At 35.9% G+C, this 14,054-nt stretch carries 11 protein-coding genes; 7 read left to right on the top strand and 4 right to left on the bottom strand.

Annotated features, from left to right (window positions below; genetic code table 11):
- Positions 1–286 precede the first annotated feature (286 nt).
- The 3 genes from GQ45_RS05865 to GQ45_RS05855 all read left to right on the top strand — a co-directional run bounded on the left by GQ45_RS05865 (position 287) and on the right by GQ45_RS05855 (position 4,811).
- Entirely contained in the window at positions 287–3,139 is a 2,853-nt protein-coding gene (locus tag GQ45_RS05865) for a TonB-dependent receptor (RefSeq protein WP_047420089.1), read from the top strand.
- A gap of 129 nt (positions 3,140–3,268) precedes the next feature.
- A complete protein-coding gene (locus GQ45_RS05860) occupies positions 3,269–3,682 on the top strand; it encodes a hypothetical protein (RefSeq protein WP_156125357.1) in 414 nt (137 codons plus the stop codon).
- An 85-nt stretch (positions 3,683–3,767) separates the two neighbouring features.
- Complete coding sequence (locus GQ45_RS05855) at positions 3,768–4,811, top strand: quinone-dependent dihydroorotate dehydrogenase (protein ID WP_047415933.1); 1,044 nt, start codon at positions 3,768–3,770, stop codon at positions 4,809–4,811.
- A 7-nt stretch (positions 4,812–4,818) separates the two neighbouring features.
- Here GQ45_RS05855 and GQ45_RS05850 read toward each other — a convergent pair whose 3' ends face one another.
- Positions 4,819–5,229 carry a Dabb family protein gene (locus GQ45_RS05850; RefSeq protein WP_052188129.1) on the bottom strand — a complete coding sequence of 137 codons (411 nt, stop codon included), beginning with the start codon at positions 5,227–5,229 and terminating at the stop codon, positions 4,819–4,821.
- 77 nt (positions 5,230–5,306) lie between these two features.
- Between GQ45_RS05850 and GQ45_RS05845 the strand changes: the two genes are divergently transcribed.
- Together GQ45_RS05845 and GQ45_RS05840 are read left to right on the top strand one after the other, a co-directional pair.
- Positions 5,307–5,945, top strand: a complete 639-nt coding sequence (locus tag GQ45_RS05845; RefSeq protein ID WP_231555161.1) for a LysE family translocator — start codon at positions 5,307–5,309, stop codon at positions 5,943–5,945.
- Between the two features lie 128 nt (positions 5,946–6,073).
- A complete protein-coding gene (locus tag GQ45_RS05840; RefSeq protein WP_047415931.1) occupies positions 6,074–6,940 on the top strand; it encodes a hydroxymethylglutaryl-CoA lyase in 867 nt (288 codons plus the stop codon).
- Between the two features lie 62 nt (positions 6,941–7,002).
- Here GQ45_RS05840 and GQ45_RS05835 read toward each other — a convergent pair whose 3' ends face one another.
- The gene (locus GQ45_RS05835) at positions 7,003–9,243 is read right to left on the bottom strand and encodes a TonB-dependent receptor domain-containing protein (protein ID WP_047415929.1); all 2,241 of its coding nucleotides are present in this window, start codon (positions 9,241–9,243) and stop codon (positions 7,003–7,005) included.
- A gap of 325 nt (positions 9,244–9,568) precedes the next feature.
- Between GQ45_RS05835 and guaB the strand changes: the two genes are divergently transcribed.
- Together guaB and GQ45_RS05825 are read left to right on the top strand one after the other, a co-directional pair.
- Complete coding sequence (guaB, locus tag GQ45_RS05830; RefSeq protein ID WP_047415927.1) at positions 9,569–11,041, top strand: IMP dehydrogenase; 1,473 nt, start codon at positions 9,569–9,571, stop codon at positions 11,039–11,041.
- Between the two features lie 67 nt (positions 11,042–11,108).
- Positions 11,109–11,924, top strand: coding sequence for a sulfurtransferase (locus GQ45_RS05825; protein ID WP_047420084.1), 816 nt, complete (start codon positions 11,109–11,111; stop codon positions 11,922–11,924).
- A 62-nt stretch (positions 11,925–11,986) separates the two neighbouring features.
- Here the strand turns inward: GQ45_RS05825 and GQ45_RS05820 are convergent, their stop codons facing one another.
- Both GQ45_RS05820 and lysA read right to left on the bottom strand, forming a co-directional pair.
- On the bottom strand, positions 11,987–12,520 hold the full coding sequence (locus GQ45_RS05820; RefSeq protein WP_047420082.1) for a DUF255 domain-containing protein: 534 nt from the start codon (positions 12,518–12,520) through the stop codon (positions 11,987–11,989).
- A 150-nt stretch (positions 12,521–12,670) separates the two neighbouring features.
- Positions 12,671–13,912 carry a diaminopimelate decarboxylase gene (gene lysA, locus GQ45_RS05815; protein ID WP_047415925.1) on the bottom strand — a complete coding sequence of 414 codons (1,242 nt, stop codon included), beginning with the start codon at positions 13,910–13,912 and terminating at the stop codon, positions 12,671–12,673.
- Positions 13,913–14,054 lie beyond the last annotated feature (142 nt).

Raw genomic sequence — 14,054 nt, 5'->3', positions numbered from 1 at the left:
GCTGCAGAGTAGTGCTGCAAACAGCACTTCTTTGGCTAAGGAGACAAAAACAGTTTATTTGTCTGATTTTCTAAAAGAAATTGGAGATAAACATAAGGTATTTTTTACGTATAATACAGACTTATTGACGCGTTCTACACTAAATCCGTCAGAATACCAATATGCTCAGTTAGATGCAATTTTGAATAAACTTGAAGAAAAGACAGGTTTTGATTTCGAGTATTTGGGCAATAGCTATTACGTAGTGTATCACAAAAAAGACGAACGTTTACCCTTAAAAAAAGTAATGTCTTTTACGACTGCTGCGCCCAAACTAGTTGAAATAGCGCTTAAAACACAACAACAAATTACGGGTAAGGTTGTAGATGAAGATGGCACTCCATTACCTGGTGCTTCTATTGTAAAAAAAGGAACAACAGTTGGTAGTACTACAGACTTTGATGGTAATTTCAGTATAGACGCCGCTATTGGTGATGTTTTGGTGGTTTCTTATATTGGTTTTGAAAGTAAAAATATCACGGTGAACAATAGCAATATGACCATTAGACTTTCCTCTGGTCTAGCTTTATCCGAGGTGATTATTGTAGGGTCTCGTAACCCAAACAGAACAGCTACAGAAAGCACCGTACCTGTTGATGTTATCGACATGAAGGAATTAAATAGTGTGGCACCACAGGTAAATTTGAACCAAATACTTAACTACGTAGCACCTTCGTTTACTTCTAATACTCAAACAATTTCTGATGGTACGGATCACATTGACCCTGCGTCATTAAGAGGTTTAGGACCAGATCAAGTATTGGTCTTAATTAATGGAAAAAGAAGGCATACTTCTTCATTGATAAATGTAAATGGAACTTTTGGTAGAGGTAGTGTAGGTACCGATTTAAATGCCATACCAGCTGCAGCAATTCAGCGTATTGAAGTATTAAGAGACGGTGCTGCTGCTCAGTATGGTTCAGATGCCATTGCAGGTGTTATTAACATCATATTAAATAAAAGCGTAAACGAATTAACAGCTACGGTAACTACTGGTGCTAATTTCACCGAAAATGCAAACGGCCAAACAGGTGGCGTTGACGGGGCTACAACTAACGTTGCCGCAAGTTATGGGCTGCCAATTGGTGATAATGGAGGTTTTATAAATTTCTCAGGTGATTTTGATGTACGTCAAGATTACAGTAGAATGAATGAGTGGGAAGGAAGTATTTTTAATTTGTATAACACCGTTGAGCGTGTCGCTAATGCCGATGGGTATGATATTTCTCAATTATTAGATGGTGATATGGCAGATGTAATACAATATACTGATCTAGCAGGTATAAACCGAAATGGCGCCACAAGTCAAGCCGATTTAAGAACCTTATTAGGTGCTGACAACACAACAGCAGAATTAGCCGCTAGAGGTCAGGAACGAAGTGATTACAACATGCGTGTGGGACAATCTGCTTTAAGAGGTGGTCGTTTGTTTGCCAACTTCTCGATGCCTTTAGATCAGAACGGGACAGAATTGTATTCTTTCGCTGGGATTAGTTCAAGAACAGGTAATTCAGCGGGTTTTTATAGGCTTCCAAACCAAAGTAGAACCTATACTCCTGCTTATATAAACGGATTTTTACCTGAAATTAATTCAACGATTAAAGATAAATCTTTATCGGTAGGTATTAAAGGAATGATAGGAGATTGGAGTGTTGACTTTAGTAATACCTATGGTAAAAACTCCTTTTTATACACTATTGGTAATACGATAAATGCATCTTTACAAAATTCGTCTCCTACCTTTTTTGATGCCGGTGGGTTCTCTTTTGCCCAAAATACCACGAATTTAGATGTAACTCAGTTTTTTGATGACGCACTATCTGGGTTAAACGTAGCTTTTGGAGCGGAATATAGGGTAGAGAATTATGATATTGTAGCTGGAGAGGAAGCCTCTTATGGCCAATACACGAATGCAGGGCAATTAATTACCTTAGCATCACAAACGCCTGCTCAAGATTTCTTCGGGGCGGGAAGACCAGGAGGATCTCAGGTTTTTCCAGGCTTTGGTCCTAAAAACGAATTATCAAGAGGACGCAGTAGTGTAGGTGCATATTTTGATGTTGAAGCCGATTTTACTGATCGATTTTTAGTCAGTTTTGCTACGCGCTTTGAAGATTATAGTGATTTTGGTTCTACGATTAATTTTAAACTAGCTTCAAGGTATAAAGTAACAGATAATGTGAACATTCGTGGCGCCGTAAATACGGGTTTTAGAGCACCATCCTTACATCAAATTAACTTTAACTCTACGTCCACAATTTTTGATCAAAATGGAGATCCACAAGAAGTGGGCACGTTTGCTAATGATAGCAGAGCGGCAAAACTATTAGGAATTCCAGAACTAAAAGAAGAAACATCGAGTAGTGTAAGTTTAGGGTTTACAGCAAAAATTCCAGATGCAAATTTGACCGTGACTGTTGATGGGTATTTTGTGAAGATCGATGATCGCGTAGTTTACACAGGGCAATTTAGTGGACCAGGAACAGGAACTGAATTAGATAACTTATTACGCCAGGCAAATGCAACAGCAGCTTCATTTTTTGCAAATGCTATTGATACTGAATCGAAAGGATTAGATCTTGTCATTACTCATAAAGCAAGTTTAGGTGCTAACTGGAATTTAAAATCTGATTTAGCCAGTACTTTTTCGCAAACCAGAAAAGTAGGTAATATTAATGCCTCTCAGGTGTTGCGAGATGCAGGTTTAGTGGGTACTTATTTTCCTGAAGATAGTAGAGTGTATCTCGAAGAAGCAGTTCCAAGAACGAAAGTAAATTTATCGAATAGTTTAACTTCTGATAAAATGGTATTCTTTTTGAGAAATGTATTTTTTGGTGAAGTTACTGAGGCTACCACTACCATTGCCAACCAGCAAGTTTTTAGTTCTAAGATTGTGACAGATTTATCTGTAGGGTATAAGGCAACAGATGCTTTAACCTTTACTATTGGAGCAAATAATTTACTGGATGTTTATCCTGATAGAGCTGAAGCCGCATTTGGTAATAGAAGTGACGGACGCTTTGATTGGTCAAGAAGAGCACAACAGTTTGGTATTGGCGGTAGATTTTTATTCGCAAGAATAAACTTTACCTTGAAATAAATTAAATTTTAAATCTTGTAAAAGGCTACCTTTCGGGTGGCCTTTTACTTTTTTACCATGTAGCATATATACTTTTTACCTAAAATTACGTTTATATTTTAGTTTTACTTTTTTTAAAAAATCCTCAGAATGAATTTTAAACCTATACTTTTTTTCTTGATAATTTCATGCATGCCGTTTATGTCTGTGGCACAAATGTGTATTTTGAATGTTGGGAGTGAAAATTCAGATCAAATAAAACAAGTTTTCCAACTAAATGAAGATCAGATTGTTGCTTTAGATGCCTCTAAATTGATTTTGAATCAAGAGATTGCTGTATTGCAAGAGCAAGTACAAGAACTGATAAAAAACCACCCGCAAAGCAATCCTGACGAGTTGATGGTATTCGCTAAAAAACACAAAGATCTCGAAGATCAAATGTTTAGTCTCACCATAGCCTACGACCAAAAGCTGATTTCATTATTTAATGAAAAGCAGTACGAACGCTATCTTTTACTATGTACTAAGGCAAATAGAACGCCGATTGTTAAATTGCAGGAATAAAGTTTACTTTTCTGTTGATAAAAAAGTAGGAGATTCGCAAACTTCCCCTAAGCTAGTTTGTATTTTTGCTTAAATTTTGAAGAGCATGTACAAGTTTTTACTTCGGCCTATATTTTTTTTATTTGATCCAGAAAAAGTACATCATTTTTCGTTTTCGATGATTCGCCTCTTTGGGAAAATTGGTTTTTCCAAGTTATTCAGGGCAATTTATGTTATTGAAGATAAAAGGTTAGAGCGTACGCTATTCGGTATCACCTTTAAAAATCCTGTTGGTTTAGCTGCTGGTTTTGATAAAAATGCCCAGTTATTTAATGAATTATCTGATTTTGGCTTCGGCTTTATCGAAATAGGAACGCTTACACCAAAACCTCAAGAGGGTAATCCAAAAAAAAGACTTTTTAGATTAGAGGCCGATAAGGCCATTATTAACCGAATGGGCTTTAATAATTTAGGAGTACTTGAAGCTGTTGAAGAATTGAAAAAAAAACATCGTGTACTTATTGGGGGTAATATTGGTAAAAACAAAGTAACACCTAATGATAAGGCGACTTTAGATTATGTATTGTGTTTTGATGCCTTATTCGACTATGTCGATTATTTCGTAGTTAATGTTAGTTCTCCAAACACGCCTGGTCTAAGGGAATTGCAAGATAAGGAGCCATTAACGGCCTTGTTAAATCAATTAAAACTTCAAAACACAAAATTGGCCATCAAAAAGGCAGATAAAGAAAAACCAATCTTATTAAAAATAGCACCTGATTTAACGGATAATCAATTGCTAGATATCATTGCCATTGTCGCTACGACCAAAATTGATGGGATTATAGCCACAAACACGACGATTAGTAGAAAAGACTTAAAATCGCATCAGCTGTTGTTAGAGGAAAATGGAGGGTTAAGTGGGCTTCCCTTGCGTGATCGCAGCACAGAAGTAATTCGGTTTTTAGCTGAAAAAAGTAACAAAGCATTTCCGATCATCGGTGTGGGCGGTATAAACTCTCCTGAAGATGCCTTAGAGAAATTAGATGCAGGCGCAGATTTAATTCAGTTGTGGACGGGTTTTATTTATGAAGGTCCTTCTTTGGTAAAGAAAATCAACAAAGCAATATTGAACAGAACAAAGTCTTAAAAAATCCTTACTTCACCCAATAATCAACGACCAACACATCTTCTAAAAATGGTGTTAATAGCGCTCCAAAAGCTTTATGGTCAGGGTGCGGTAGGTAAGTGGCTCTATCAGCTTCACTTTGAAAAGTTAAGAAAAAACAGTGCGTAAAATTTTTATTCAAATTTTCAGGACTGTTATTTAAACCCCATTCGTAGCTATAAATCTCAGAAATTTTGCTAGGTAGTTCGTGAAACGCCGCTTCTATTTCTTTGATTTTTTCAGAAGATGTACCTTTTTTGAACTGAAATAATACCACATGCCTTAATAAACCTGTATTTTTCATGACTTTTTCTTCCTGTATAACTTCTGATTGAGCTTGTAAGGTGCTATAAGTTGTCAAAGTCAAAAATAAAGAAAGCAATGTAATTTTTAATGTCATTAGATGAAGTTTTTAAATTTAAGTAAATATAGAGATAATAAATTACCACAGCTTTATGCTATCTTTAGGATTTTCTAATGTATACTATAATTCCATTGAACTATCAAATTCTTTACGCTTTTGTATTGGCCACCGCGACATTGGCCATAGCGCCAGGTCCAGATAATATTTTTGTACTAACCCAAAGTATGGTCAATGGTAAAAAGAAGGGTTTGGCAACGGTGGCAGGTCTTATGACAGGTTGCTTAATACATACCACTTTATTAGCCTTTGGAGTCTCTGTTTTAATTAAAGAAAATGAAACAATTTTTCAATTTATAAAACTGTTTGGGGCGGGGTACTTATTGTATTTAGCATATCAAGTTTTTAGGAGTCCGTCTGAAATTCAACTGAATGCTCAAGGTATTGAAGATAAAAGCCTCCTTCAACTTTTTAAACAAGGCTTTATCATGAATGTTTTAAACCCGAAAGTGACCATTTTCTTTTTGGCATTTTTTCCAGGATTTCTTTTTAGTGATGCGTTAAGTACAGTTATTCAATTTTATGTATTAGGTTTTATATTTATAGCAGTGTCATTTTTAATATTTGGTACTATCGCTGTATTGTCAGGTTTTTTAGGAAAATATTTAAAAGAATCACGCAAGCTTGGATTGCTGCTCAAATGGCTTCAAATTTTTGTTTTTGTTGCCATTGCTATTTATTTGGTGTTCTTTTAGGATCAATGTAATTTTTAATAAGGTATTAGCGGTCATCTTCCTTTTTGGAGGTATCCTTTTTTTATTTAAAACTCATTAAGGGCTTTCAAATAAATAATGGTAATTTTGAAATCGAGAATAAAAAATGAATGCCTGAGAAAGTTAAAATAATAGAATGTCCAAGAGATGCGATGCAGGGTATTAAGGCCTTTATTCCTACGGATGAAAAAGTAAAATACATTCAATCTTTAGTAGGTTGTGGCTTTGACACCATCGATGTAGGTAGCTTTGTGTCTGCTAAAGCTATTCCACAAATGGTAGATACCTCTGAGGTTTTGGCTCAGTTAGATATGTCGAAATCTCAAAGTAAATTATTAGCGATAGTAGCCAATATTCGAGGGGCGCAAGACGCTGTAAAAGAGGAAAAAATAGATTATTTAGGGTATCCATTTTCTATTTCTGAGAATTTTCAGATGCGAAATACCCATAAAACTATTGCAGAATCTATAGCTATTTTAAAAGAAATTTTGGCCCTTGCGCATCAAAACAATAAAAAGGTAGTTACCTATATTTCTATGGGTTTTGGTAATCCTTATGGTGATCCTTGGAATGTGGAAATAGTAGGGGAGTGGACCGAGAAATTAGCGGCTATGGGAGTTGAAATTCTCTCTTTATCAGATACGGTGGGAAATTCAACTCCGGAGGATATTCATTATTTATTTTCTAATTTAATTCCAAAATATCCAAAGATAGAATTTGGTGCACACTTGCACACGACGCCAACAAAATGGCACGAAAAAGTAGATGCAGCTTATCAAGCAGGATGCCGCAGGTTTGATGGTGCGGTGCAAGGTTTTGGGGGGTGCCCAATGGCAAAAGATGAGCTTACTGGTAATATGCCCACAGAAAAAATGTTGTCTTATTTCACTACTGCCAAGGCAGATACCAATGTAAACTGGATGGTTTTTGAGGCGGCCTATAATAAAGCTACTCACTTATTTTCAGCGTATCACTAACTAAAAAATTCCCCAGTATAGAGGAATTTTTTTAGGTGAAAATTGTTCTAAGCTGATACAATTTAGAAATTTAATTCTATGCCGGCATAAACGCCAAAAGGATGTCCGGGTCGAAGTCCAGAAGGCACTCTAGAAACTTCATAAGTTTCATTCAATAGGTTGATCATGTTTCCGGTGATGCCCAAATAATCATTAACGCGGTATTTTCCTGAAAAATCAAGAATAAAGTTGCTACCTACTTTTTCGTTTAATGGGATAGCACCGGTTCCTGCTTTTGTACGGAATTCTCCGTTGAAACGACCACTTAAATTAAGCTCGAACTTGGAATGTTCTAACGAAAGCATGGTGTTAAATTGATTTTTTGTAATGTACGGTAATTCATCGCCAACAGAAACTTCGCCCCAAAGGTCATCGTCACTTCCAAAGTTATTTAAAAATTCCGTATCTGTAAAGGTGTAGGCAAATGTTAGTGGTAAGCGAAATTTAGGATGATTTTTTAGGAAGGTATAGTTTACGAGAAACTCTATTCCTTTTACATTAACCTCTCCTGCATTGAACTGCTCTAAACTTCCTGTTCCGCCTGTAGCCGCAAGATCACTACCCAAAAGGTTGCTATAATCATTATAAAAACCAACAAGCTCACCAGAAAGACCATTAAATTGAAAACGAGAACCCAATTCAAAATTTGTACTTTCTTCCGCTTTTTCATCAACTTGACTAGTTGGTGGCGAAAAGCCTTTGTGTACACCTCCAAAAAATGAAACCTGATTGAAATTATAATTAAAACCAACGCCTGGGATTAGAATTTCAACTGAATTTTCTCTTTCAGATAGGTTAGTTCCTAATCGTGATACATCAGTTTTTCCAAAATCTATTCTACCTAAATTTATATTTTCGTAGCGTATACCGGGTGTAAGGGTAAGATTTTTATATTTTAGCTTATACAAGGTGTAAGCAGCAAAAGCATTGGCGTCACTGATTCTATTGGCGTCCGTTCCAGGGGTACCTGCTGAGGTTAAATTCATTTCGCCTGCCATTATGTTATAACCATCTATCCATTGAAACCTATCTTCTTCATCATAGTGATAACGCAATCCCACTTCAATATCATGATAGGTGTTTGCACCATTCCAATGGTAATCAAGCTTGGTCTGAATTCCTTTTGAAATGTATTTTCTGTTATTGGCCTTTACAAAAATAGCATCATCGCCCGAATTGGCGTTACCACTAACAATATCAAAATAGCTAGAAAATTCTGAAGGACTTTCTAGAATAGAAGAAATACCTTCTTGAATCCCATTGACAGCTACCTTATCTAGTTTATACCAGTTTCTGCTAAATCCATTGTAATAGGCTGTTGTTGCAATGCTGAAGTAATCGTTAAAATTAAAACTATGGGTAGCCATTATTTGGATATGATCTGCTGTCATCTCGTCATTTTGCGATCCCGCATAGCGCCGAAACGGAGTGCTTTCAAAATCGGCATCTGTTAGCCCTAGGTACGTTTCATCAGAAACTTCATCAGCATATTGAAATTTTACTTCAAGGTATTGCGGTAATTTTGCATCTTTTCCAGAATTTATTCTAAATTTTCCGACTACTTCATTTTTATCAAAACCAGTATTTCCACCGCCATCAAGATTTTTAAATCCGTCTGAATTAAAATTTAAATATTCTACCATATACCCAAATTTTTCTTTGCTTTCGCCTATGGCAGCATGTAATCTTCCGCTATTAAAACTTCCATAATTTGCGGATACTTTGGCGTTGAACGTAGTTGGGATCTGTGTAGAAATTAAATTAATTGCACCACCTGTAGTAAAAGGGCCGTATTGCACTTGACTGCTTCCTTTTAAGATTTCAACAGCATGCATTCGAGCCACGGATGGGAAATAATAAGCAGCTGGCGCACTATAAGGGGCAGGGGCAATTAAAACACCATCTTCCATTAGCGAAATTTTTGCACTACGCTCAGGTGAGGTACCTCTTAAACTTATATTAGGTCGCAAACCAAAACCGTCTTCTTCGTAGATTGTAACTCCTGGAACACTTCGTAAAACACGATTGATGTCTGTATAGTTAAACTTTTTTATCTCTTTTGGTGAGATGTAGTAGGCAGAACCCGTTCTGTTTCTTGCTTGAAATTTACTACCCAAAATGGTATTTGCAGATAAAACTACTTCTTTTAGTTGTATTATTTGAGCGGTACTGTCCTGTGACGCCTTTGCTGCTGTTTTATTTTGGGCATTTAAAAATGCGATAGTGAAAAAAAGAAAAACGGAAAAAAGAATCTTATTATGCATTTATTTAGACTTATTAAAAATAATATTTGAATTTTTCTGCAAATTTAAGACAGAAATCAACATCATCAAAACTTATTTAGAATAAATAAAAATAGTTTTTCGAATTTAATTTTATCCCATTGGTTGCCAAGTTTTTAGAGGTTTACGCGCTCTTGTAAAATTTTAATCTACCTTAGAATAACCATATTTTTTTAGTTTTTAGAATTATATATTTTTAGGGGTTCTTAAAAATTACGTGAATTAGATGGCTAACTAGTATTTAAAAAAAGCATTTAATAGCTTGTGAAAATGTAGTATATTTGCACGCAATTAATACATAATTGCTATGCAAGCACATCTTGATAAAATAGTTGGTGAAGGTCTTACGTACGATGACGTACTTTTAGTTCCAGCCTATTCTGAAGTACTTCCAAGAGAAGTCAACATTCAGGCAAAATTTACACGAAATATAACCATTAATGTTCCTATAGTTTCTGCTGCGATGGATACTGTAACCGAATCTAAAATGGCCATTGCCATGGCGCAAGAAGGGGGAATTGGAGTTTTACATAAAAACATGTCCATCGAACAGCAAGCCATGAAAGTTCGTAAAGTAAAAAGAGCAGAAAGTGGAATGATCATCGACCCCGTGACGCTGCCTTTAGATGCTCTTGTCGGCGATGCCAAGGCAAATATGAAAGAATACGGCATAGGAGGAATTCCTATTGTTGCTGCTGATGGAAAATTAATCGGCATTGTAACCAACAGAGATTTGCGCTTTGAAAAAAATAATGATCGTCCACTTTCAGAGGTCATGACTACTGAAAATTTAGTCACGGTAAGTGAAGGTACATCCTTGGAACAAGCCGAAGTTATTCTACAAGAAAATAAGATTGAAAAGCTACCAGTAGTTGATAAAAATTACAAATTGGTAGGCTTAATCACCTTTAGAGATATTACAAAACTTACCCAAAAACCGATGGCAAATAAAGACCAGTATGGTCGTTTGCGGGTGGCAGCGGCTTTGGGAGTCACTGGAGATGCTGTTGAACGTGCTGAAGCTCTAGTCCATGCAGGTGTTGATGCTGTCGTAATCGATACGGCACACGGACACACGAGAGGGGTTGTTGAGGTACTGAAGAAGGTAAAAGCTAGATTTCCTGATTTAGAAGTGATTGTTGGCAATATTGCAACCGGGGAAGCGGCCAAATATTTAGTTGCTGCTGGTGCTGATGCGGTTAAAGTCGGAATTGGTCCAGGTTCTATTTGTACCACAAGAGTTATTGCTGGTGTTGGTTTCCCCCAATTCTCTGCTGTTTTAGAAGTTGCTGCTGCTATAAAAGGTAGCGGTGTTCCTGTTATTGCAGACGGTGGAATCCGGTATACGGGAGATATTCCAAAAGCGATTGCAGCAGGTGCAGATACCGTGATGTTAGGTTCCTTATTGGCAGGGACAAAAGAATCTCCAGGTGAAACCATTATATATGAAGGGCGAAAGTTTAAATCGTATCGTGGAATGGGTTCTGTAGAAGCCATGAAGCAAGGCTCTAAAGATCGATATTTTCAAGATGTTGAAGACGATATCAAGAAACTTGTGCCAGAAGGTATTGTAGGTCGTGTTCCTTATAAAGGGGATTTGTTCGAGAGCATTCATCAATTTATTGGCGGACTCAAAGCGGGTATGGGCTATTGCGGGGCAAAAGATATTTCTACCTTGCAGGAAACCGGTAGGTTTGTAAAAATTACCGCGAGCGGAATTAATGAAAGTCATCCGCACGATGTAACCATCACCAAAGAATCACCAAATTATAGCAGATAATAGGTAATTGAAAAGAGGCTTTTTTAGCCTCTTTTTTTTATTTTTAATAGATTTAAAAAAAGCAAGAATGGAACCTGTTGTAACCTCTAAATGGCTTTATAAGCATATAAATGACCCAGACCTACTTATTTTGGATGCAAGTTTAGCTGATCCTATTTCTGGTGAAATTTCGAAATTCGCCGACAAATGTATTCCTGGGGCCCGTTTCTTCGATTTAAAAAATAATTTTTCAGATAAGAAGAGTCCTTATCCAAACATGTTGCCTAAACCTGAAGATTTTCAAAGAGCATGTAGAAAGTTAGGAATTAATGCATCCAGTAAACTTATCATTTATGATAATTTAGGGGTGTATTCAAGTCCCAGAGTTTGGTGGATGTTCAAAGCGATGGGACATAGCAATGTAGCTGTTTTAGATGGTGGACTACCAGATTGGATCGCAAATGGATATCCAATAGAAGCAATACATAATATTAAAAAAATTACACCGGGTACTTTTGAAGCTCATTATAAAAAGGCTTTGGTAGTCGATTTTGAAATGATAACTTCAAACATTAACGAACAAAAAGCTTTGGTGGTCGATGCGCGTTCGGAGGGCAGGTTTAAGGGTACAGCCCCTGAACCAAGAGCGGAATTAAAAAGTGGTCATATCCCCAATTCTGTAAATATTCCCTATGAAACAGTGTTAGAGAATGGCAAGTTTAAAAAGGCATCAGATTTGGCCTTAATTTTTGATAAAGAACTTTACGCAGAGCAACCCTTGATATTCAGTTGTGGATCAGGCTTAACAGCATGTATTATTCTTTTGGCAAGCGAACTAGTATTATCAAATCAAAAAGCAGTTTATGATGGTTCTTGGACGGAGTGGACACAAAAAATGAATTAATTACAAGTAAAAAAAAAAGCCATCCATCGATAGTCATTATTTATATAAATCAAGAAGGTTTTTTACTTCTTCGCATTTACATACTCATCCCATTTTTTTTGTTTATGAATGTCGTCACCAAAATATGTAGCGATTTGTAAAAAAGCATCTGGCTTTTGATAGCCTGGTACTGGCGATAACATATTCAATTTCTCATCTAAAAAAATAGTGGTTGGGTAGCTTAATTTTCCTTGCATCAAAGCAGCAGCAAACTCGTGATAGCCACTTCTTCCAGAAGCCACAAATTTAAAAGTTTTGCCTTTAAATTCAATAGGTTCTTTGCCTTCACCATCTAATTTTACCATGTAAAAGTTCTTTTCCATATAGCTGGCAACTTCAGGATTTTGGAAGGTATCCTTATCCATTTTTTTGCACCAGCCACACCAATCCGTATAGACATCAACAAAAATTTTCTTTGGGTTTTTGTCAGTTTCTGCAAGCTTTACCGCTTCAGCCCAAGAAAGCCATGTTACTTCTTGTGCTTGTATTGCGAAGGAACCAAAAACAAGAAACAACAAAGAAGAGATGCAAATTATTTTATTTGAAATTGTATTCATGGGATTACTTTTTTTGTTTAGTCTTATAACTGTAACAAACATAACGTTTTATTCTTGTTTTTATTTTTAAAGCTTTCTTAAAATCGATGATTTATAAAATGCAAAAATCCTGCCGAGACAGGATTTTTTATGACTATATTGTATTTTGACTTATTTAGCAATTGCTACTTTTTCTTTTTTGCTAAATAAATTTTTAACATCAACTTGGTGATGAATAATATCTTCAAAAGTTTCGCGTTCACGAATTAAAACGGCTTCACCCTTATGCCATAAAACTTCTGGTGGCCTAAACCTACTATTGTAATTACTTGCCATGGTAAAACAATAGGCTCCAGCATTTTTAAAGGACAAAATATCGCCTTCAGTTATTTCACTTATTCTACGGTTACTTGCAAATGTATCTGTCTCGCAAATATAACCTACTACAGAATAATACCGTTCTCTCCCCTGTGGATTCGAAATATTTTCAATGCCGTGGTGTGATCCGTAAAGCATGGGGCGAATAAGATGGTTAAATCCTGAATCAATACTTGCAAAAACTGTTGATGTAGTTTGTTTAACCACATTAACTTTGGCTAAAAAATATCCCGATTCGCTCACTAAAAACTTACCGGGCTCAAAAGCAAGGGTTAATTCCTTGCCGTAGGAAGCACAAAAAGCATTAAATTTTTCGGATAATTTTTTGCCTAATTCCTCAATATTGGTTTCAATATCTCCGTCTTTATAGGGCACTTTAAATCCACTTCCAAAATCTATAAAATCTAAATTTTTAAAGTTTGTTGCCGTTTCAAAAAGTATTTCAGACGCATAAAGGAAGACATCAATATCTAAAATATCACTTCCTGTATGCATGTGAATACCATTAATATTCATCTTCGTTAATTGTACAATGCGCAATAAATGAGGTATTTGGTGAATGCTAATCCCAAATTTAGAATCGATGTGACCAACAGAAATATTTGAGTTTCCTCCAGCCATAACATGAGGATTAATTCGAATGCAAACGGGAACATTTGGGTTTCTACTTCCAAATTGCTCTAAAACAGAAAGGTTGTCTATATTAATACGAACACCGAGCTGAGCTGCTTCTTCTATTTCTTCCAAAGAAACTCCATTTGGGGTAAAAATGATATCTTCAGGTTTAAAACCGGCTAATAAACCCAATTGCACTTCTTGAATAGAAACCGTATCTAAACCGCTTCCTAAACTATTCATTAATTTTAAAATAGTAATATTTGATAAGGCCTTAGCGGCATAGTTCAATTGCAATTTTTTAACAGCACTAAAAGCACTGGTGAGTCGGTTAAACTGAGCTATAATTTTTTCTGAATCATAGACATAAACAGGATCTCCATACGTTTTTGCAATGTTCAATAAATCGGTATTTGTCATTAGGCTATAATTTTAAGCAAATCTAGGTTACTTCTTGGTTTTGAACAAAATTAAACTACAAATAATCAAAATACAACAAATTGTTATATTTATAACATTTTCTTTTTGGACAACAGAAAATCAAATTGTAATTTTAAAAGAA

The sequence above is a fragment of the Cellulophaga sp. Hel_I_12 genome, from assembly GCF_000799565.1.
In the GTDB taxonomy this organism is placed as follows: Bacteria; Bacteroidota; Bacteroidia; order Flavobacteriales; family Flavobacteriaceae; genus Cellulophaga.
Note: the sequence above shows the minus strand (reverse complement) of the source record. Positions and strands in the feature narration are given on the sequence as shown.